The organism is Halorubrum pallidum (genome assembly GCF_055380345.1).
The window spans coordinates 2,540,173-2,559,470 of sequence record NZ_AP043945.1 but is presented as its reverse complement, the minus strand read 5'-3'; the positions used below and the strand labels follow the sequence as shown (position 1 = coordinate 2,559,470).

The window sequence follows — 19,298 nt, the reverse complement described above, 5'->3', positions numbered from 1 at the left end:
AATACCCTTATCACCGCGCACAGATGCCGTTTCGATATGTGTGAGCGGCCGGATCCCGGGACACTCATCGACCTCGCACAGGACAAGGTCGTGGTCCTCGACGCCGACGGGATCTACCACTACTGCAACGCGGCCGTCACCGATCTCCTCGGATTCGACCCCGAGGAACTGATCGGCGCGGACGCGTTCGAACTCGTGTATCCCGACGACAGGGAGTGGGTCCGCGACGTCTTCGACGCGATCGTCGCCGGCGAGCGCGGGACGGACGAGCCGTTCGAATACCGGTACGGAACCGCCGACGGAGAGTGGATATGGCTCCGCACGACCGTCCACGCCCCCGCGGAGACCGGCGTCGACGGCTACGTGTTGACCTCGCGCGATGTCACCGAGGAAGTGGAGTCTCGACGCCGGTTAGAGACGATCGCGTCGGTCTCTTCGGACGTGTTCTGGATGTTCTCGGCCGACTGGAGCGATCTGCTGTTCGTCAACGACGCGGTCGAGGACGTGTACGGTGTGTCCGCCGAGACGCTCGAACGGCAGCCACGGCGTTTCCTCCAGGCGGTTCACCCCGACGACCGCCCGTACGTCGAACGCGCGATGGACCGGCTCTCGAACGGGGAGTCGACCCACCTCGACTATCGGCTCGGTACCGACGAGGGGTCGACCACGTGGGTTCGGGTGCCGGGAGAACCGGTGATCGAGCACGGCGAGGTGGTCGCAGTCACCGGATTCGCTCGCGACGTGACGGAGGAGTACCGGCGAGAGCGACAGCTCGCGGTGATGGACAACCTGTTGCGGCACACGATTCGAAACGACATGAACATCGTCGACGGCACCGCGGCGCAGATCGCCGATCGAGTGGCCGAGGCGAGCGACGCGGACGACGCCGACGGCGCAGACGATCGCGACCCGACGGACGTCGACGCGGGGTCTCTCCCCGTCGGCTTCGCCGACGCGGTCACGGATCACGTCGAGACGATCCAACGGGTCGCCGACGACCTGCTGACGACCGCCGAGAAGCAGCGCGGCGTGATCGAGATGCTCCGCCAGCGCAGGTCCCCGCGCCCGATCAGACTCGAACCGGCGGTCGAGGCCGCCGTCGAGATGGTCGCCGACGACTGTGAGGGGCCGGTCGCAGTCGACTGCACGGGAGCGTCCGACGGGAATGCGGACGATGCGAGAGTTCCGGGAACGACCGACGGGGAAACTGTCGACCCGTCCGATGTGCGTCTCATCGGTATGGACGCGCCCGAGACGACCACCGATCGAGACGCGTCGGTTCCGGAGCTGTTCGCCTCGTGTCCGCCGGACGTGTCGGCGTTCACGCATCCGGAGATCGACTACGCGGTCGCCGAGCTGGTCGCCAACGCGGTCGAGCACGCGGAGTCGACGCCCGCGATCCGGATCGACGTGTCCGTCTCGGACGACACCGTCGACATCATCGTGTGGGACAACTGCGAGCCGATTCCCCCGGAAGAGCGGTCCGCCGTCACCGACCGGTGGGAGATGGACGACCTCAACCACACCAACGGGATGGGACTGTGGCTCGTCTACTGGGTCGCCGACCGGTCCGGCGGCGACATCGCGTTCGACACCCACGACGACGGGAACGTGGTGACGCTGTCACTCCCGAACGCCGACTGCGACGACGCCGAACGCGCCGCCGTCCCGACCGAAGGCGACGGCCGGCCGCCGGTCCGCGACTTCGGCGCGATGTCGAACGGCTGACGCGACCGGTCGCTCCCGATCGACTGACACGACAGATCCGCCTGAACTGATATCGACGACCGCGAGACGGCACAACTGATCGGTCGATCGCGATTGACTCGACTCGTGAACCCGCTCCCACCGACCTTAAGCCGCCGGTTCGCGTAGGTGATCGTTGATGGGTACGCTAAACGAACTGTTCGACCCGGATCGGGTCGCCGTCGTCGGCGCGACATCTCGTGAGGGGGCCGTCGGGCGCGCCGTCACGTCGAACTTACTCGACGACTTCGACGGCGACACCGTCCCCGTCAACCCGAACTACGACGAGGTGCTCGGGACGCCCTGCGTCGACGACGTGGCCGACGCCGCCGCCGACGTCGCGGTGATCGTCGTGCCGCCGTCGATCGCGCTGGACGCGATCGAGGCGTGCGGCGCGGCCGGCGTCCGAAACGTCGTCGTGATCACCGCCGGGTTCGGCGAGACGGGTGAGGACGGGGCCGCGAGGGAGCGCCGCCTCGCGGAGCTAGCCGACGAGTACGAACTCAACCTCGTCGGCCCCAACAGCCTGGGGGTCATGTCGACGCCGTCGGGCATGAACGCGACGTTCGGACCGGAGAACGCCTTGCCCGGCGGGCTCATCTTTATGAGCCAGTCGGGCGCGTTCGTCACCGCGGTCCTCGACTGGGCCAACGACAACGGGATCGGCTTCAAGGACATCGTCTCGCTCGGGAACAAGGCGGTCTTAGACGAGACGGACTTCGTCGACCACTGGGGGTCAGACGAGGAGACCGACGTGATCATCGGCTACTTGGAGGGGATCGAGGACGGCCGCGAGTTCATCGACACCGCCCGTGAGACCTCTCAGGACACGCCGATCGTCGCCGTGAAGTCGGGCCGGACGAGCGCGGGCGCACAGGCCGCGTCCTCGCACACCGGGACGCTCGCCGGCTCCGATAAGGCGTACGAGGCCGGCCTCGACCAGGCGGGAGTCATCCGCGCGGAGTCGGTCGACGAGCTGTTCGACGCCGCCGGCATCCTCGGCAGCCAGCCGCTCCCCGACACCGACAGCGTCGCCATCGTCACGAACGCCGGCGGTCCCGGCGTGATGGCGACCGACGCCGTCGGCGACGCCAACCTTGACATGGCCTCGTTCACGCGGGAGACGAGCGACCGGCTCGCCGACGCGATGCCCGAGGAAGCGAACATCCACAATCCGGTCGACGTGATCGGCGACGCCGACGTGGAGCGGTTCCGCGAGGCGCTCGAGATCACCGTGAGCGACGACTCCGTCGGGGCCGCCCTCGTGTTGGCCGCCCCGACGGCGACGATCGACTTCGCGGACCTCGCGGACGCGATCGAGGCGGTCAGCGGGGAGATGGACGCGCCCGTCGCGGCCTGTCTTATGGGCGGTGACCGGACCCGTGGACCGAAACGGCAGCTCCAGTCGCAGGGGATTCCCTGTTATTTCGACCCCGCGCGCGCCGTCGACAGCCTCGCGACGCTCGCGGAGTACCGCGACATCAAAGCGCGAGAGTACGCCGAGCCGATGGCGTTCGACGTCGACCGCGAGCGCGCCCGCGACATCCTGGAGACGGTACGCGAGCGCGACGACAACCGCCTCGGTGTCGAGGCGATGGCGCTGCTCGACGCGTACGGAATCGAAACGCCGGCCGGCGAGATCGTTGACTCCCCGGAGCGCGCCCGCGAGGTCGCGGCCGGGATCGACGGCGACGTGGTGATGAAGATCGTCTCGCCGGACATCCTCCACAAGTCCGATATCGGCGGCGTCGCCGTCGGCGTCGCAGACGCGGACGTGGCCGACACCTACGAGACCCTGATCACCCGCGCGCGCAACTACCAACCGGACGCCACCGTCCTCGGCGTGCAGGTGCAGGAGATGGTCGATCTGGACGACGGCGTCGAGACGATCGTCGGAATGAACCGCGACCCGCAGTTCGGCCCGCTGCTGATGTTCGGACTCGGCGGCATCTTCGTGGAGGTGATGGAGGACACCACCTTCCGGGTCGCGCCGGTCTCGGAGCCGGAGGCACGCGAGATGACAGAGGATATCCGGTCGGCCCCACTCCTCCGCGGGGCCCGGGGCCGCGACCCGGTCGATGTCGACGCCGTGATCGAGACGATCGGTCGGCTCTCACAGCTTGTCACCGACTTCCCGGCCGTCCTCGAACTCGACATCAACCCCCTCGTCGCACTGCCCGACGACGACGGCGGCACGAACGCCGCCGCCGTCGACGTGAGACTTACGGTTGACCCGGAGGAACTCGACCCATGACAGACACACACACGACACTCGTCACCGCGACCGGAGAACACGTCGGAAAGACCGCCATCACCGTCGCCCTCGCGCGGCTCGCCGCCGACCGCGACCGCAGCGTCGGCTACATGAAACCGAAGGGGACGCGGCTCCAGTCGAACGTCGGCAAGACGCTCGACCAAGACCCCATGCTCGCCCGCGAGGTGCTCGGGCTCGACGCCGAGATGCACCAGATGGAGCCGGTCGTCTACTCGCCCACCTTCGTCGAGGGAGCCATCCGCGGCACGGAGGACGCGGAGGCCCTCCACGACCGCATCCGCGAGGAGTACGAGGCGCTGGCGGCCGACCGCGACCACATGTTCGTCGAGGGCGGCGGGAGCTGGACCACGGGCGGCGTGGTCGGCCTGACCGACGTCGACGTCGCGGAACTGCTCGACGCGCGGGTCGTGCTCGTCGCCGAGTACGCGTCGCCGAACGACCTCGACGAGGTGCTCGCGGCCGTCGACGCGTTCGGCGACCGGCTCGCCGGCGTCGTGTTCAACAAGGTCTCCGACGACGCCTTCAAATCGCTCGATCAAGACGGGATCCCGTTCCTCGAATCGAAGGGTATCACCGTCTTCGGGGCGATCCCGCACGAGAAGGAACTCGCCGGCGTCACCGTCGGCGAACTCGCGGACGAACTGGGTGCCGAACTGCTCACCGACGCGCCGACGGACGCCTTCGTCGAGCGCTTCCTCGTGGGCGCGATGGGCGGCGACGAGGCGCTCCGCTACTTCCGGCGCGCGCGAGACGCCGCGGTGATCACCGGCGGCGACCGAGCCGACGTGCAGACCGCGGCGCTCGACGCTTCCGGCGTCGCGTGTCTCGTCCTCACTGGCGGTCACCGACCCTCGGGCGCGGTGCTCGGCAAGGCCGCCGACGCCGGCAAACCCGTGCTCGCCGTCAACACCGACACCGTCACGACCATCGACCGGGCCGAGGGCGTCGTCCGCGGCGGTCGCACTCGCGACGCGCGCACCGTCGACCGAATGGCGACGCTACTCGACGCACACGTCGACGTCGACGCGCTCGTCTGAGGTCTCAGGCGGATCCCCTCGCCGTCGGCCGCCACGGGCGAACGTCTGACATACTGTTTTCAGGGAGGACGACGTAGCCCGCGTATGACCAGTCTCTCGGAGGCGTATGGCGGACGGGGACGCTCCGAGGTGGACCCGCGTCGGCTGTACCTCGGCGTGGGCTCGTTCGTCGTCGGCACGCTGCTGCTCGTCGCCGGAATCCTCGTGGCCGCGGAGGTGGTGCTTCCGAGCGGCTACGGCTCCGGGGCGGCGCGGCGGGCCGGCGGCGTGCTCGGCGGCGCGGGCGTCCCCCTGTTGCTGCTCGGCGTGATGACCGTGCTCCCGGCGGACCGCAAGACCCGGGCGACCGCCGTGATCGGGGCCGCAGTCATGTGCCTCGGCGTCGCGCTGTTCGCGTACGCGTACCCGTACCACTGGGTCGGGGGCCCGCGCCCCGAACTGACGGACCTCACGCTGCCGACGGCCGGCCTGTACTTCCTCGGCGCGGCGACGACGATGTGGAGCGTGTTCGTCGGCGTCGCCAACTTCAAGACCCGGAACGACCCCGGCGGGACCGTCACGATGGAGGTGACACACAAGGGCGAAACGAAGGTGATCGAGGTCGGACGCGAGCAGATAGACGGCATGGGCGGCGTCGGTCTCCTCGGTGGAACCCCCGACGGAAACGTCGAGACGCAGACCAACCGACCGGACGAGACGGGCGACTCCGGCGGCAACCGGGCGTCTGGGGGCCAACAGAGGAGATCCGGCGGTCAACCGAGCGGCGCTCCCGGCGGCGTCTCCGGAACCGGCACGAATCCCGGCTCTGCGGGAGTCAGCGACGGAGGGAGCAGTCCGACCGAGATCAGATCGCCGCTCGACGACGCGGCGACGACGAGACCTGGCGCGCCCGACTCCGCGTCGCGGCCGAGCGCGTCTGGCGAGGCCTCCCCTCGCGACGGCCCCGGCGACACCTACTGCGGGAACTGCGCGCAGTTCGACTACGTCCGCACGGATCAGGGTATGCAGCCGTACTGTGGCCACCACGACGAGCTGATGGACGACATGGACGCGTGCGACGAGTGGACCCCTCGGTAGCGGGCCGGAGCGGTCACACGGAGCGATCGGCGGTCGAATCGGATCCGCTTCTCAGGTCGGCTCGGCCGAGGGCAGCTGCGACTCGGCGACCGCGAACGCGAGCGTGCTCAACACCGCCGTGAGCGTGCCAGCCGCGAGCGCCATCGCGAGGTCGGACAGCGTGAGCGCGGTCACGCCCGGCGCGGCCGGGAGGAAGAACCCGGAGACGGCGTACAACACGACCGCGATAGACAGCACGTAGAAGGGCGCGTTGAGGTAGCGCCACCGGAAGCGACCGGCGAGGTACTCGTCCGTGATCTGGCCGAGACTGGAGGTGACGCCGGCGACCGCGAGCCACTGCACGAAGCCGTGGACGAACGCGGCCAGATCGATACCGGCGGTCGTCTCGCCGCCGCGAGCGGCCGCGACCGTGTCGATCGTCTCGAACCCCTGAACGCCGCCGACGACGATCAACGCGAGCGCGACGACGTAGGTAACGAGCGTCACCCGACCGGTGTAGAGGACGTTTCGAACGGTCGAGGCGGTCCGGTCGACGGTGTCTTCGAGGCCGAGCCCGCGGAACAGCGAGTAGAGGCCGACGACGCCCGAGAGTATTCCGAGCACCGCCGCCCCGGCGATGTCGAACAGGTTCGCGACGACGACGAGCGGGTAGATGAGGAGGAGGACGCCGAGCGGGACCAAGATCGTGCCTCGGGTCTCGGGGTCGGCGAGGACCTGTTTTATGGTGTAGTAGAGCGACTCGAGGTCCTGGGCCTGCCGGACGACCACGCGGCGCATCCCGTCGATCGGCATCCGCGAGCGGATCACGGGGAGCACGGACTCGTCCTGTGCGCCGTCCGTGATGACCACCGCGGACACCTCCTCGCCGGTCGATAGCTCCGCGAGCACGCGGTCGACCTCTTTCCCCACCGCGCGGTTGGCTTTCACGTCGGAGCCGTCGACGCCGGTCACGGCGGCGACCTCGACGGTTTCGCCCTCGCTGGCGAGTTCGTCGTAGACGTTAACGCCCTGAAACAGCACGTTCACGTCGGAGTCCTCCGGGTCGGCGGTCGCGAGCGCGACCGCGCCCTCCGTGACCTCGTCGACGCCGACGACCGGGGTGGGGATCCCGGTCTTGCGGCCGAGGTCGTCGTCGAGGTCGACACAGAGGACGAGCAGCATCGATCGGGGCTACGCGAGGGCCCGCCATATGCTTTCGGCTCTCGCCGGTGCCGTCACCCCGCGGTTTCGTCGGCGGTCGGTGCCCCCGGACGCGGGTTCGTTCCGCTATGCCGACTCGTGTTCGATCCCGTTCATCATCCGGCGGACGTTCTCGCCGTCGCCGAACGAGGCCGGGTAGCTGGCGAGTGGGAGGACGAAGTCGTCGCCGGCTTCGACCGGATCCCCTACGTGGATCTCCAGTTCGGTGCTTACCCCCGTCCCCTCGACCTCACCGTCGGCCGTGTACACGCCGACGCTCGTCTCGGTGTCGAGCACCGTCGTCGCGTACTCCGAGCCGCGTTCGAGGTCGCCGACGCCCTCGTATCGGCTCAAGATCAGCTCGGCGCGCTCTCGCGAATCGAGGTCGTCGATCGGGTTGAACGCCTGTCCGAGCACCCGGACCTGCGGCGTCGCCACCGCGGCGAAGACGGCGGCCTGGTAGCGCTCGCCGAGCACCTCGACGGCCTTGTCGTACTCGGCGATGGTGTTCGTCACCCGGACTTCACGGGTCGTTCCGGCCGCCTCGACCTCCCGGGTGATCGTCTCCTCTGACACCTCGTTGAGATCGTACCCGCTTTCGTCGAGCGTCGCGTCGGCGACCGTCGCGGTCCCCGCCGCGAACTCGGCCGGTCCGCCGGTGGCGACATCGAGCGCGGTGCAGCCGGCGAGGCTCGCGAGCCCCACAGCGCCGCCGGCCGCGAGCGCCCGCCGCCGGGTGAACGCGCTGGTCGCGTCTCGCTCGGCGTCCGGCTCGTCGAGCGTTTCCTCGTCGCCGGCTGCGTCGTCGACAGTCAGTTTTCGGGCCATGCGCACCCGTCTCGCCGTCGGGGGTACATACTTTGTGTTCGAATGGAGTGCGACCGCGACACGCCGCAAGCCACTGACCCGCCCGCGGAGACGCCTCCGTGACAACCGCTCTCGCCCGAACGCGGAGTTCGGACGCTTTTTGAGGCCGCGGCCGGTACGGTAAGACAGATGATCTCCAAGGGCTGTGAACAGTGCGCCAAAGGCGGCAAGATGGTGCTGTTCGTCTACGGCTACTGCGACCAGCGGGACTGTTTTTACTGCCCCCTCGGAGAGAACCGGAAGAACGTCACCGACGTGTACGCCAACGAGCGGAAAGTCGAGTCCGACGAAGACGTGATCGAGGAGGCCAAGCGCATGAGCGCGCTCGGCACTTCCATCACCGGCGGCGAACCCCAGGAGGCGATGGCGAAGACCACGCGGTACCTCGAACTGCTCAAAGACGAGTTCGGCGAGGACCACCACACGCACCTGTACACGGGAATCACGGGCGGCCGCGAGAACATGCGCCGGCTGAGCGAGGCCGGCCTCGACGAGATCCGCTTCCACCCGCCCGTCGAGCTGTGGGGCGACATGCACGGCACCGAGTGGGAGGAAATCCTGTACATCGCCCGCGAGGAGGGTCTCACGCCCGCCTTCGAGATCCCGGGTATCCGCGCGGAGCCGGAGTTCCTAGAGTTCTTGGACGAGGGTGCCGCCGAGTTCTGTAACATCAACGAGTTCGAGATGAGCGACGGGAACTACCGGCGGATGCAAGAGGAGGGCTTCGAACTGCAGGAGGGCCACATGTCCGCCGTCGAGGGATCGAAAGACGACGCCATCCTCGAAGAGATGGCGAGCCACGAGAAGGTGTACTTCTGTACGTCCGTGTTCAAGGATGCGGCCCAACACCGTAACCGCCTGAAGCGGATGGCAAAGAACATTCGCCGTGAGTTCGACGAGGTGACCGACGACGGCACGCTCGTCTACGGGAAGGCGTTCGCCGACGCCGACCGCTTCGAGGCGCTCGGCGTTCCCGAGGAGTTCTACACCGTCAAATCCGACCACGTCGAGGTCGCGTGGTGGCTCTTAGAAGAGATGGTCGAGGACGGCGACTTGGCGGAGGGCGAAATCGTCGAGCAGTACCCGACCGTCGACGGCACCGTCGTCGAGCGCACGCCGGTCGCCTGAGTCGGGACGGTTCCGCCGGTTCCGCGTCGATGTGAGTCCCCACGGCTTCCATGCGTCGAGTTCACGTACCACACTTATCAGGGAGCGGTGCGTATCTCCCGCACATGGCCTCCGAAGAACCCGTATTCGCCGACGTGAGTATCGGACAGTCCGTCTACGACGAGGATGGCGACCAGCTCGGGACGGTCCGCGGGGTCGACGACGACGGCTTCTACGTCTCGTCGCCGTCGGGGTCGGAGCCGCTGACGCTCACTGACGCCCGCGACGTGTTCGGCACCGCCTACGTGATGTGGCGCTGCTGGGAGTGCGGCGAGATGGGCGAGATCGGGAACGAACTCCCCTCGAACTGCCCGAACTGCGACGCGCCCCGGGAGGATCTGTACTACTGGGCCGAGGACTGAGTGGGAAACGGCTCGTGAACCGTTGCGGCGGATATGACCGCTGCGGTGGATGTGTACGGGCGATCAGCGGCGCGGTGACCGCCGCCGAAGCACCGGCCGCGTCACACCTCACGAACTCACACATCCTCGTCGCGGTCGCGCTCGTCCGGCTCGCCCTCCACCTTCTCGCGGAGCCGTTCGACCTCCGCCTCCAGCTCCGCGATCCGATCGGCGTCAGACTCGTCGGCCGCGTCGGCGTCGTCGGCCGATCGGAGCTTGAGTACGAGCAGAACGATCACGGCGACCGCGATCGCCGGAACGACGAATATGACGAGGATCAGCAGGATGATCAACAGCTCTGGACCGGCCGGAATGCCGCCAAACGCGGGGACCGTTGGGACCATGTTCGTCGCGACTCGTCGCCGGAAAAAAAGCGTGGCGGGAGTCCAGTCGACGATCTGGCGTAGCTTCCGTCACTCCGCGCCGACGAAGTCGCCGAGATTCGCTTGGAGCCCGGCAGCCATCGTCGACTTCCGCCGGAGGCGACCGATCGACACCGGGAGGTGCTCGGCCACGCCGCGGACCGCCTCGCCGAACGTCTCTGCGGTCCCGAACTCACCGTCGAAGGCGTTTCGCACGGCCTCGCGCACCTGCCAGACGCCGACGGGGCCCCAGTAGTCGTCGGAGACGTGTCGCAACACGAGCGCCTTCGCCTGTCGCCCGCGCTCGTTGAGGTGCTCTGTGACGCCCAACCGGGCCGCGTAGTAGGCTCCGGACGTCTCCTCGACGTACCCCGTGCGGCCATCTCGCCCCTCGCTCGCGGCCGCGAGGTAAACGCCCGCCTCGGGGTCGGGGTTCCAGATCGACCCGGGCGATTTCATCTCGACGAGTTCGTACTCCCACCGCCCGGGGACCAGTATCACCCAGAAGGCGTTGCCGAGGTACTCGTTACGGTGGACTTCGATCCGGTCGACGGTCGGATTGTCACGAATCGATCCCCGGAGGTACTGCCCAATAGTGTCGTCGACGGCGGTGATCGACCACCGCGTCGGCACCAGCCGCCGGTCCTCGCCGCGGCCGAGCGCGCCCGCAGAGAGGATCGTGTTGATATCGTACACGTCGAACCCGCGGCGGTAGAGGTACGTCATCGCCCCCTCGGCGCGCCAGTCATCGTCTTCGAGTGTCTTTTTCACCGGACGGGGGACGTGCGGGTTCTCGCCGAGTTCGGCTTCGCGGGCGGCCGCACGCGGTCCCGTCGGGGTCTTGATGTCCGCTGGCCCGACGTCGAAATCGAGGTCCGGCGTGCCGTCTAACCCGATTTCGACGTCGACGGGACGGTCGGCGATCGCGACCTCGCGTTGAACGCCGAGCCACCCGTCCCACGCGTCGTGGACGCTCTCGGCCGGGTCGTCTCCGGTGACCGTCGCGACGCCGCCGGTCGCGCCCGCGCTCGCGACGTCGACGCCGCGCGCCGAGTTGAGCAGGCTCGTCCGCCGGTCGAACACGTCCGAGATAGAGACGCCCTCGTCGTACCACGACGCGGAGGTCTCGAACGCCTCCGCGCGCTCCTCGCGGCCGACGGGCGAGAGCAGTCCGGTCGAGACGTTCGGGTAGTCGGCGCGGCCGACGAAGATGGAGGGAGAGACGCTGCCGACCACCGCGTCGTCGGAGACGTGCTCCTCGAAGCGCCGCTCGAAGGAGTCGAGGTGGTCGAGGACCGCGTAGTCCTTCTCGCTTGCGAGGCGGCGTCGCTCGGCGCGCTCGTTCGCCTCGAACTCGATGAACTCGTCGAGCCGCATTCGGATCGGCGTTGGGGCCGCGGCCGCTTGAACGTTGCTCGCGGCCGCGTGGGGAACACTGCGACCGGTGCCGACGCGGCCCTCCTCTTCGCTAGTTGTGGATCCCCATCGCTTCGATCTGCTCTTGGTACCGGTTGCGGATGGTGACCTCGGTCACCTGCGCGACGTCGGCGACCTCGCGCTGGGTCTTCTTCTCGTTACAGAGCAGCGACGCGGCGTAGATGGCGGCGGCGGCGAAGCCCGTGGGCGACTTCCCCGAGAGCAGCCCCTGTTCGGCGGTGGTCTCGATGATCTCGTTGGCCTTCGACTGGACCTCCTCGCTCAGTTCCAGCTCCGAGGAGAACCGGGGGACGTATTTCTTCGGATCGACCGGGCGCATCTCCAAGCCGAGTTCTTGGGAGATGTACCGGTAGGTCCGCCCGATCTCCTTGCGGTCGACTCGGGAGACGTCGGAGATCTCTTCGAGCGACCGGGGAATTCCCTCCTTGCGACAGGCGGCGTAGAGTGCGGCGGTGGAGACGCCTTCGATGGAGCGGCCGCGGATGAGGTCCTCGTTGAGCGCGCGGCGATAGATGACCGAGGCGACCTCGCGGACCGAGCGCGGGACGCCGAGCGCGCTCGCCATCCGGTCGATCTCAGAGAGCGCAAACTGGAGGTTCCGCTCGCCAGCGTCCTTCGTCCGGATCCGCTCTTGCCACTTCCGGAGCCGATGCATCTGCGACCGCTTTTTCGAGGAGATAGAGCGGCCGTACGCGTCCTTGTCCTTCCAGTCGATCGTCGTCGTCAGCCCCTTGTCGTGCATCGTCTTCGTCGTGGGGGCACCGACGCGAGATTTCTCCTGCCGTTCCGAGTGGTTGAACGCCCGCCACTCCGGCCCGGGGTCTATCTGTTCTTCCTCGACGATGAGTCCGGTCTCTTCGTGTATCAGTTCGCCGTCCGCCGTCCGAGTGAGGTCCTCGGGGTCGAAGTCTTCGGGGTCTAGATCTTCGGGGTCCACCTCCTCTGGATCGGTCTCGCTCTCGTCGACGTCCTCGTCCCGCACGCGCTGCCGGTCGTGATCCCGTTGCCGGGTGGGCCGTGTCATCGCATTTATATAGTATCCCGGCGGATTAACTTAAACATTCGTGACGATCGGGGAGTTTGACACGTGCCATTGGCGGCCGCGTCCGGACGTTCACGTCCGGCCGCGATCCGCGACCGCCGAGACCGTCGCGTGCGCGTCACCGATGTACCGCCGCCACCGGGACCGGTCACCCGCCCCCGGCGACGAGGCGTTTCCCCCGCCGGCGACGGTTCACACCTGATCCAGACGGACAGCCATATGTCCCGCAGCCACAGACCGGGAGTACATGCCGACGATCGACTGCGATCCGGCGACCGCTCGCGATCGACTCACGGACGCGGGCGTCCGGATCGACGAGGGTAACACCCCCCACGAGCGGTGGCGCGCCGAGCGTGACGGAGCGGTCGCCGTCGCGTACGACGACAAGGTCGTGGTCCAGGGGAGCGACCCGACCCGACTGACGGCCCTGTTGCAGGAGGGCGGCGGCCGCGCGCACGTCTACTTCGACGGTGCCTCGCGCGGGAACCCCGGACCGGGCGCGGTCGGGTGGTGTCTCGTCACGTCGGACGGTATCGTCGCCGAGGGCGGCGAGCGAATCGGCCGCGTCACGAACAACCAGGCGGAGTACGCGGCGCTGATCCGGGCGCTGGAGGCGGCCGACGAGTACGGGTTCGATGAGATCGACGTGCGAGGTGACTCCGAACTGATCGTCAAGCAGGTCCGCGGCGAGTGGAACGCCAACGACCCCGAACTACGTGAGAGGCGGGTACGGGCCCGGGAGCTGTTGGACCGGTTCGATCGGTGGTCTATCGGGCACGTTCCGCGAGAGATAAACGCGCGCGCCGACGATCTGGCCAACGAGGCACTCGATGACCGACACTGACGACGAGCCCCCAGAGTGGGCGCGAGAACGGGCCCGAGAGCTGATGGAGACCGCCGACGGCGAGGGCGACGCCGCGACTGACGCCGCGACTGACGCCGATCGCGACGCGGCCGCCGATCGCGTCCCCGACGTCCCGGTTGACGTCGTCGATGAGGCGGAGCGGCTCACCCGGCTCGCGCGGCAAACGGACGACGACGCGGCGGCCGCGTTCTACCGCGATAGACGCGACGAACTCGTCGCGGACTACGACTACGTTCCGCGGCTTCGGGAGGACGACGACACCCTCGTGTTGTATCCCGACGAGTGGATGGCCGACGGGACCGTCCAGCTCGACCGGATCGAGACCACCGATCGCGCGGTCGAGGTGTCGCTGTCGGGATCGGGCGATGCCGACCGCTTCCAAGAGATCGCGGCGTACAACGACGCCGTCGCGGCCGCGGTCGCCGAGCGCGAGGCCGACGTGCACGCCGACACCGCCCGGACGTTCGCGGCGTTCATGAGCAACCACTACGTCCGCCCGGTCGACGACGCCACGCCCGACGTGAGAGCGGAGTTCCGAGAGGAGTACCTCGTCCGCAACGGCTGGCCGACCGACGAGCAGCTGGCCGTCGTCGAGGAGTCCCTGTCGGTGATCGACGCGGTCGCGGCCGATGTCGACGACCCCGCCGACCGATAGCCGTCGGGGCCGCGTCCGGACGGAGAGTTCGACGACGCCGCCGCTTCCGGTGTGATAACGCGGCTTTCACCGCGCTCGTGTGCCAAAACGAGGATTCGATGGTCGTCGCCCGGTTCCGAACTCGGAGACGCCGGTTGTGCGCCGCGCGTCAGCGCGCGGTGAACCCGACAGTCACTCTCCGAGGAGCGCGCGAACCTCGTCGCCGCGCGTCTCGTCGGTGACGAAGCGGTCGAGCACCCACTCCAACTGACCGAGGACGACATCGTGTCCCGCCTCGGTCAGCTCGTACTGGTTCGTCCGCTTGTCGAGTTCGCTCTTCTCGACGAGCCCGTCGTCGACGAGATCGTCCAGATTCGGATAGAGCCGTCCGTGATTGACCTCCGAGCCGTAGTACGATTCGAGTTCGCGTTTGATCGCGAGCCCGTACATGGGCTCTTCTGCGAGGATCGTGAGGATGTTCTGTTGGAAAGCGGTAAGATCCGACGCCGATCGCTGTACATCTCCATCAGCGACTGATTGTGCCTCTGACATGGGTATGTGAAGGGTAGCCGAACTTATAACCTTTCTCAAGCTTCATCAGTGTGTGAATACATTACCCGTGATGTGAGTAAAAAATGGCGTGAAACGCGGTCTGTAGGCTGGTGATCGCCGTTTCGCGCGACCGGATGTCGTCGACTGATCGACCACCGATCGAGACGATTCGCGAGAATCCCTCGGGAAGATCCGGACGTTCGGTCCAGATGCGTCACCCGAACTCGCAGCCAGCGTTGCCGATATCGGGGACGCGGCGGGCGTGACGACAGCGTCGCCGGCGGAACCCGAAAGGACTTTGCGGGCCTTGGACTCACTACCGCCCACATGGTCAACCTCTGGGAAGATCTCGAGACGGGACCGAACGCGCCGGACGAGATCTACGCCGTCGTTGAGTGTCTCAAGGGCGAGCGGAACAAATACGAGTACGACAAGGACATCCCCGGCGTCGTCTTAGACCGCGTGCTCCACTCGAACGTCCACTACCCGTACGACTACGGCTTCATCCCGCAGTCGTACTACGACGACGAGGACCCCTTTGACGTGATGGTCCTCGTGGAAGATCAGACGTTCCCCGGCTGCGTCGTCGAGGCTCGTCCGGTCGCGCTGATGAAGATGGACGACGATGGTGAACAGGACGACAAGGTCATCGCGGTGCCGACCGAGGACCCCCGTTTCGACCACATCGAGAACCTCGAAGACATCCCCCAGCAGACCCGCGACGAGATTGACGAGTTCTTCTCGACGTACAAGAACCTCGAAGCCGGAAAGGAAGTCGAGACGCTCGGCTGGGAGGACAAGGCGGCCGCCAAAGACGCGATCGAACACGCACAGGACCTCTACGCCGAAGAATTCCAGTGACGGTCTAGCCGCTCGGGAACCGGAGCGATAACCGCAACGCATCGCTTGCACCTCCCCGATGCGTTATGCCCATGGGTAATTTTTAGACGTGCGAGGGTGTACACACGCGTAGAGCCATGAGCGCGACATCCCCATCCGTCGGTATCGACCACCCCACGGTCGTCCCCGCGAACTTCGACCCCGAGGACCGGTCGGACGACGTCGACGCGGACCGGCGCGGCTGATGACGGCCGCGACCGGCACCGACTGTGACCGACGGGGTACGCGGACGAAGCTAGGCGCCTTCGAGGACGACGGATAGCGGCCGGGCGTCGTCCAGAAGCGAATCGAACCGGTCGTCTGCCCATTCTGCGATCGCCCTGTCCCGCGATTCAAGCACGCACCGGGGGTTGTTCCGTCGGTCGTACGCGGTCACGCAGGTGAGGTCGTCGTATCGAAACAGCCCGTACTCGATCCGGTTCGACGAGACGTACACCGTGGCGTCGTCGTTGTCGAGCGCCCGATCCGTCGCGGATTCGAACGAGTCGACCGACGTTTCGACCACGTCTCGGTCGATAACAAGCGTTATCTCGGCACCGGCGTCGAGCGCCTCCGTGGCCGCCTCGTTGAACTGTTGGATGACGACCGGTGAGACCGCGCGGATCTCGGCACCGCCGCCCTCGCGGAGCAGTTCTGTGATCCGGTCGACCGCCGCCAACGGATTCCGATCCGGTGCGACCGTCAGGTCGCCGGCGTCGAGCGCCGCCGCCGGGACGTCCGCGCCGACGCGTTCGAGGTCGGCCGCGAACTGCCCGAACCGCTCCGCGCGTTCGACCTCGTCGAGCAACTCCTCGTACGCGTCGTGGACGCGCGTTCCGGTCGGAGTCACGTGATACGCGGCCTCGCGCTTGACGACCCAGTCGCGTTCTCGGAAGCCGGCGAGGATCCGCTGGACCGTCGTGCGCGTCGCGTCGACCGCCGCCGTCAGGTCCGCGGGCCGCCGCGGCTCACGGCGCAGTGCCCGGAGGATCTCGATCCGAACCGGAGACCCGGCGAGGTACGCCGCGCCGTCGTGTCCGTCGTCGTCCGTCATCGTGAGATCCGTGGGTACGACCACCGGTGGGTTAACGGTATCGCGCCGCAGCGATCGGCCGACGCGAGGCTCCCGGGAACGATCACGGCCGGTGGCGGAACGAGACGACGGTTCCGATGGTGTCCTCGCCGTCGATCGCCTCCGTGGTCACCGTCACGGCGGCCACCGCGTCGGCACCGAGCGCCTCTTCGATCACGGCCCGAAGCGCGTCGGGGTCCGCACCCTTCTGAAGGACCGGTACCCGCACTTGCCGTCGGTTGACGGCCACGTCGCCGAGGTCGTACTCGGTGTGTTCGAACGCGTCGCGGATCGCGTCGTGAACATCAGTCATGTGATCACGTGGGCCGGGTGAGGTGAAAAAACGGCGGGATGCCCGGTACGAGGCCTCGCGTCGAGCGGGCGGTGGCCGTGCGGCGGTTGGACGGTCTACAGACGGTATCCGGACGGTGGTCGGGCGCGGCAGGGGACGACCTGACGGCGGTCGAAGGACACAGCGATGGCGGCGGATCGCCGCGGACCGAACGGATAAAGGGGCCGCCGACCCACGGTCTGGTAATGATCTCACTCGGAACGGCCCGCGCTCCGCCGGGCGAGACGGACACGGGCCGTCTCGAGGTGGGCGAGACCCGCGACGGGAGTCCGGTCCGTCTGCCGGTCGCGGTGATCAACGGTTCCGCGGACGGGCAGACGCTGTACCTGCAGGCGGTCAGCGACGGCGACGAGCTCAACGGGCTCGGCGTCGTCAACCGCGTCGTTCCCCGGATCGATCCGACGGAGCTGTCAGGGTGCGTGCTCGTCGTCGGCGTCGTCAACTACTTCGCGTTCCAGGTGGCCGAACACCGGAACCCGATAGACGATCGGAAGATGAACCGCGGGTACCCGGGCGACGAGAGCGGGACAACGAGCGAGCGAATCGCCCACGCGACGTTTCAGGCCGCAACGCGCGCCGACCTCATCTTGGACCTCCATCAAGGGTCGACGAGTCGGATGATAAACGAGACGCGGGTTCGCTGCGGGATCCGTCACCACCTCCACGGAGACTGTTTAGAACTCGCGAAGGTGTTCGGCTGCGGACACGTCCTCGACATCAAGGGTCCCGACGGCCAACTCGCCCGTGCCGGCCCCGAACACGGCATCCCCACGATCGACCCCGAACTCGGCGGCTGCGTCGGCTGGGACGAGGAGTCGATTCAGTACGGCGTCGAGGGCGTGTTCAACGTGCTCCGCCACTACGGATTTCTCGACGGCGACGTCGACCTCGACCGACAGGTCCGAGCACGCGGGTTCGACCAGTACGGGTCGCCCGCCGGCGGACTCGTCCGGTTCGAGCGCGACCTCGGCGAGCGCGTCTCGGCCGGGGACGTCCTCTTCGAAGTTACAGACGTGTTCGGCGGGCTGGAAGCCCGCGTGACCGCCGACGACGACGGGATTTTCTGGCGCACGCGGCGGCTCCCGCAGGTGGCCGCGGGCGAGTACGTCTGTTCCGTCGGTACCAACGTCGACCGGTACTGATGTCGCTGCGACGACTCGCGTGTCCCGACTGCGGCGCGACGTACCGCGATCGATGGCGCTGTACGTGCGGCGCGCCGCTGTCGTTCGCCGAACCACCGGTGCCGTCCGGGACCGCGCCGGAGCCGCCGGGGATCGACGCCCGCGGCGGACTGTGGGCGTTCGAGGACCTCATGGCGGTCGGCGACGACCCCGCGGACCGCGTGACGCTCGGCGAGGGGATGACGCCGCTCGTCGACGCCGACGGCGCAGAAGCGTCCCCCACTGACTCGGAGGCGTCCGCCACCGACGCGGAGCCGTGGAACGCCGCGTTCAAGCTGGAGTACGTCTTCCCGACGGGGTCGTTCAAAGACCGGGGCGCGACCGCGACGCTCACCCGCGCCGGGGAGCTCGGCGTCGACCGCGTCGTCGAGGACTCCTCCGGGAACGCCGGCGCGGCGGTCGCGACGTACGCCGCGCGGGCCGGCATCGACGCCGCGATCTACGTCCCCGCGGACGTCAAGGACGCCAAGCTCCGCGCGATCCGGCGGGCGGGGGCCGAGCCGATTCGCGTCGCGGGCGGTCGCGCCGACGTGACCGAGGCGTGTCTCGCCGCGCTCGGTGACGCCGGCGGCGACCGGAACGCGTGGTACGCCAGCCACGCGTGGAACCCGGCCTTCTTCGAGGGGACCGCGACGATCGCCTACGAGATCGCCGCACAGCGCGACTGGGACGCGCCGGACGCGGTCGTGACCCCGCTCGGCCACGGCACCCTGTTTCTGGGCGCGTATCGGGGGTTCCGTCGACTCGAACGCGCGGGGTGGATCGACGAGTCCCCGCGGCTCTACGGGGTGCAGGCGGCCGGCGTCGCGCCGATCGTCCGCGAGCGTCACGGGCCGGACGCCGCGGACCCCGACGGTCGCGTCAACGCGGCGGCCGACGGGATCCAGATCGCGGAGCCGGTTCGGAGAGCGGAGATCCACGCCGCGATCGACGAGACGGGCGGTGACGCGCTCGCCGTCACCGAGTCCGACGCGACGCGCGAACTCGACCGGCTCCACGCCGCCGGATTCTACACGGAGCCGACCTGTGCGGTCGCGCCCGCGGCGCTTCGCTCGCTCCGAGCGAGCGGCGAGATCGCGACCGACGACGACGTGGTCGTCCCGCTCACGGGTAGCGGCCTGAAAGGCTAAGTCCGGTTCGCCCCGCCGATCACCGCCCGCGGTTCCACCGCCA

Annotated in this window: 19 protein-coding genes; 11 read left to right on the top strand and 8 right to left on the bottom strand. The window is 68.1% G+C overall.

Going from position 1 to position 19,298, the window contains the following annotated elements:
• Positions 1–36 precede the first annotated feature (36 nt).
• The 4 genes from ACZ45C_RS14690 to ACZ45C_RS14675 all read left to right on the top strand — a co-directional run bounded on the left by ACZ45C_RS14690 (position 37) and on the right by ACZ45C_RS14675 (position 6,135).
• Complete coding sequence (locus ACZ45C_RS14690) at positions 37–1,728, top strand: PAS domain-containing protein (RefSeq protein WP_460561542.1); 1,692 nt, start codon at positions 37–39, stop codon at positions 1,726–1,728.
• A gap of 157 nt (positions 1,729–1,885) precedes the next feature.
• Entirely contained in the window at positions 1,886–4,000 is a 2,115-nt protein-coding gene (locus ACZ45C_RS14685; RefSeq protein ID WP_460561540.1) for an acetate--CoA ligase family protein, read from the top strand.
• Positions 3,997–5,058 (top strand): phosphotransacetylase family protein, encoded by a 1,062-nt coding sequence (locus ACZ45C_RS14680; protein ID WP_460561538.1) that lies wholly within the window; start codon positions 3,997–3,999, stop codon positions 5,056–5,058. The genes ACZ45C_RS14685 and ACZ45C_RS14680 overlap by 4 nt, the downstream gene beginning before the upstream one ends.
• A gap of 84 nt (positions 5,059–5,142) precedes the next feature.
• Positions 5,143–6,135: a cell division protein CdpA domain-containing protein gene (locus ACZ45C_RS14675; RefSeq protein ID WP_460561536.1), complete on the top strand. Its 993-nt coding sequence runs from the start codon at positions 5,143–5,145 to the stop codon at positions 6,133–6,135.
• A 51-nt stretch (positions 6,136–6,186) separates the two neighbouring features.
• On the opposite strand, the gene ACZ45C_RS14670 is transcribed toward ACZ45C_RS14675, so the two are convergent.
• Both ACZ45C_RS14670 and ACZ45C_RS14665 read right to left on the bottom strand, forming a co-directional pair.
• Complete coding sequence (locus tag ACZ45C_RS14670; RefSeq protein WP_460561534.1) at positions 6,187–7,296, bottom strand: DUF373 family protein; 1,110 nt, start codon at positions 7,294–7,296, stop codon at positions 6,187–6,189.
• Positions 7,297–7,401: 105 nt separating this feature from the next.
• Positions 7,402–8,142: a DUF6517 family protein gene (locus ACZ45C_RS14665; protein WP_460561532.1), complete on the bottom strand. Its 741-nt coding sequence runs from the start codon at positions 8,140–8,142 to the stop codon at positions 7,402–7,404.
• A 168-nt stretch (positions 8,143–8,310) separates the two neighbouring features.
• On the opposite strand from ACZ45C_RS14665, the gene ACZ45C_RS14660 reads away from it, so the two are divergent.
• Both ACZ45C_RS14660 and ACZ45C_RS14655 read left to right on the top strand, forming a co-directional pair.
• A complete protein-coding gene (locus ACZ45C_RS14660; protein ID WP_460561530.1) occupies positions 8,311–9,309 on the top strand; it encodes a radical SAM protein in 999 nt (332 codons plus the stop codon).
• A 104-nt stretch (positions 9,310–9,413) separates the two neighbouring features.
• A complete protein-coding gene (locus ACZ45C_RS14655; protein WP_460561528.1) occupies positions 9,414–9,710 on the top strand; it encodes a DUF7130 family rubredoxin-like protein in 297 nt (98 codons plus the stop codon).
• Positions 9,711–9,826: 116 nt separating this feature from the next.
• Here ACZ45C_RS14655 and ACZ45C_RS14650 read toward each other — a convergent pair whose 3' ends face one another.
• The 3 genes from ACZ45C_RS14650 to ACZ45C_RS14640 form a co-directional block, all read right to left on the bottom strand.
• Positions 9,827–10,093, bottom strand: a complete 267-nt coding sequence (locus tag ACZ45C_RS14650; protein WP_460561526.1) for a preprotein translocase subunit TatA — start codon at positions 10,091–10,093, stop codon at positions 9,827–9,829.
• Between the two features lie 69 nt (positions 10,094–10,162).
• Positions 10,163–11,488, bottom strand: a complete 1,326-nt coding sequence (nreA, locus tag ACZ45C_RS14645) for a DNA repair protein NreA (protein ID WP_460561524.1) — start codon at positions 11,486–11,488, stop codon at positions 10,163–10,165.
• A 91-nt stretch (positions 11,489–11,579) separates the two neighbouring features.
• Entirely contained in the window at positions 11,580–12,572 is a 993-nt protein-coding gene (locus ACZ45C_RS14640) for a transcription initiation factor IIB (protein ID WP_460561522.1), read from the bottom strand.
• Between the two features lie 265 nt (positions 12,573–12,837).
• Between ACZ45C_RS14640 and rnhA the strand changes: the two genes are divergently transcribed.
• Both rnhA and ACZ45C_RS14630 read left to right on the top strand, forming a co-directional pair.
• Positions 12,838–13,434, top strand: a complete 597-nt coding sequence (gene rnhA, locus ACZ45C_RS14635) for a ribonuclease HI (protein ID WP_460561520.1) — start codon at positions 12,838–12,840, stop codon at positions 13,432–13,434.
• The gene (locus ACZ45C_RS14630; RefSeq protein ID WP_460561518.1) at positions 13,421–14,110 is read left to right on the top strand and encodes a DUF7108 domain-containing protein; all 690 of its coding nucleotides are present in this window, start codon (positions 13,421–13,423) and stop codon (positions 14,108–14,110) included. The genes rnhA and ACZ45C_RS14630 overlap by 14 nt, the downstream gene beginning before the upstream one ends.
• 171 nt (positions 14,111–14,281) lie before the next feature.
• Here ACZ45C_RS14630 and ACZ45C_RS14625 read toward each other — a convergent pair whose 3' ends face one another.
• On the bottom strand, positions 14,282–14,641 hold the full coding sequence (locus ACZ45C_RS14625) for a PadR family transcriptional regulator (RefSeq protein ID WP_460561516.1): 360 nt from the start codon (positions 14,639–14,641) through the stop codon (positions 14,282–14,284).
• Between the two features lie 327 nt (positions 14,642–14,968).
• On the opposite strand from ACZ45C_RS14625, the gene ACZ45C_RS14620 reads away from it, so the two are divergent.
• Positions 14,969–15,502, top strand: coding sequence for an inorganic diphosphatase (locus ACZ45C_RS14620; RefSeq protein WP_460561515.1), 534 nt, complete (start codon positions 14,969–14,971; stop codon positions 15,500–15,502).
• A gap of 274 nt (positions 15,503–15,776) precedes the next feature.
• On the opposite strand, the gene ACZ45C_RS14615 is transcribed toward ACZ45C_RS14620, so the two are convergent.
• Both ACZ45C_RS14615 and ACZ45C_RS14610 read right to left on the bottom strand, forming a co-directional pair.
• Positions 15,777–16,574, bottom strand: coding sequence for a helix-turn-helix transcriptional regulator (locus tag ACZ45C_RS14615; protein WP_460561513.1), 798 nt, complete (start codon positions 16,572–16,574; stop codon positions 15,777–15,779).
• Positions 16,575–16,656: 82 nt separating this feature from the next.
• Positions 16,657–16,905, bottom strand: a complete 249-nt coding sequence (locus ACZ45C_RS14610) for a hypothetical protein (protein WP_460561511.1) — start codon at positions 16,903–16,905, stop codon at positions 16,657–16,659.
• Positions 16,906–17,129: 224 nt separating this feature from the next.
• Between ACZ45C_RS14610 and ACZ45C_RS14605 the strand changes: the two genes are divergently transcribed.
• Both ACZ45C_RS14605 and ACZ45C_RS14600 read left to right on the top strand, forming a co-directional pair.
• A complete protein-coding gene (locus tag ACZ45C_RS14605) occupies positions 17,130–18,086 on the top strand; it encodes a succinylglutamate desuccinylase/aspartoacylase family protein (protein WP_460561509.1) in 957 nt (318 codons plus the stop codon).
• Entirely contained in the window at positions 18,086–19,255 is a 1,170-nt protein-coding gene (locus ACZ45C_RS14600) for a pyridoxal-phosphate dependent enzyme (RefSeq protein ID WP_460561507.1), read from the top strand. Before ACZ45C_RS14605 ends, ACZ45C_RS14600 begins: the two co-directional genes overlap by 1 nt.
• Positions 19,256–19,298: the final 43 nt, after the last annotated feature.

What these genes read in the sequence shown, in the direction of transcription:
- ACZ45C_RS14690 (WP_460561542.1), top strand. Translation starts at nt 37, where the DNA reads ATGTGTGAGCGGCCGGATCCCGGGACACTCATCGACCTCGCACAGGAC.
- ACZ45C_RS14685 (WP_460561540.1), top strand. Translation starts at nt 1,886, where the DNA reads ATGGGTACGCTAAACGAACTGTTCGACCCGGATCGGGTCGCCGTCGTC.
- ACZ45C_RS14680 (WP_460561538.1), top strand. Translation starts at nt 3,997, where the DNA reads ATGACAGACACACACACGACACTCGTCACCGCGACCGGAGAACACGTC.
- ACZ45C_RS14675 (WP_460561536.1), top strand. Translation starts at nt 5,143, where the DNA reads ATGACCAGTCTCTCGGAGGCGTATGGCGGACGGGGACGCTCCGAGGTG.
- ACZ45C_RS14670 (WP_460561534.1), bottom strand. Translation starts at nt 7,296, where the DNA reads ATGCTGCTCGTCCTCTGTGTCGACCTCGACGACGACCTCGGCCGCAAG.
- ACZ45C_RS14665 (WP_460561532.1), bottom strand. Translation starts at nt 8,142, where the DNA reads ATGGCCCGAAAACTGACTGTCGACGACGCAGCCGGCGACGAGGAAACG.
- ACZ45C_RS14660 (WP_460561530.1), top strand. Translation starts at nt 8,311, where the DNA reads ATGATCTCCAAGGGCTGTGAACAGTGCGCCAAAGGCGGCAAGATGGTG.
- ACZ45C_RS14655 (WP_460561528.1), top strand. Translation starts at nt 9,414, where the DNA reads ATGGCCTCCGAAGAACCCGTATTCGCCGACGTGAGTATCGGACAGTCC.
- ACZ45C_RS14650 (WP_460561526.1), bottom strand. Translation starts at nt 10,093, where the DNA reads ATGGTCCCAACGGTCCCCGCGTTTGGCGGCATTCCGGCCGGTCCAGAG.
- nreA (WP_460561524.1), bottom strand. Translation starts at nt 11,488, where the DNA reads ATGCGGCTCGACGAGTTCATCGAGTTCGAGGCGAACGAGCGCGCCGAG.
- ACZ45C_RS14640 (WP_460561522.1), bottom strand. Translation starts at nt 12,572, where the DNA reads ATGACACGGCCCACCCGGCAACGGGATCACGACCGGCAGCGCGTGCGG.
- rnhA (WP_460561520.1), top strand. Translation starts at nt 12,838, where the DNA reads ATGCCGACGATCGACTGCGATCCGGCGACCGCTCGCGATCGACTCACG.
- ACZ45C_RS14630 (WP_460561518.1), top strand. Translation starts at nt 13,421, where the DNA reads ATGACCGACACTGACGACGAGCCCCCAGAGTGGGCGCGAGAACGGGCC.
- ACZ45C_RS14625 (WP_460561516.1), bottom strand. Translation starts at nt 14,641, where the DNA reads ATGTCAGAGGCACAATCAGTCGCTGATGGAGATGTACAGCGATCGGCG.
- ACZ45C_RS14620 (WP_460561515.1), top strand. Translation starts at nt 14,969, where the DNA reads ATGGTCAACCTCTGGGAAGATCTCGAGACGGGACCGAACGCGCCGGAC.
- ACZ45C_RS14615 (WP_460561513.1), bottom strand. Translation starts at nt 16,574, where the DNA reads ATGACGGACGACGACGGACACGACGGCGCGGCGTACCTCGCCGGGTCT.
- ACZ45C_RS14610 (WP_460561511.1), bottom strand. Translation starts at nt 16,905, where the DNA reads ATGACTGATGTTCACGACGCGATCCGCGACGCGTTCGAACACACCGAG.
- ACZ45C_RS14605 (WP_460561509.1), top strand. Translation starts at nt 17,130, where the DNA reads ATGATCTCACTCGGAACGGCCCGCGCTCCGCCGGGCGAGACGGACACG.
- ACZ45C_RS14600 (WP_460561507.1), top strand. Translation starts at nt 18,086, where the DNA reads ATGTCGCTGCGACGACTCGCGTGTCCCGACTGCGGCGCGACGTACCGC.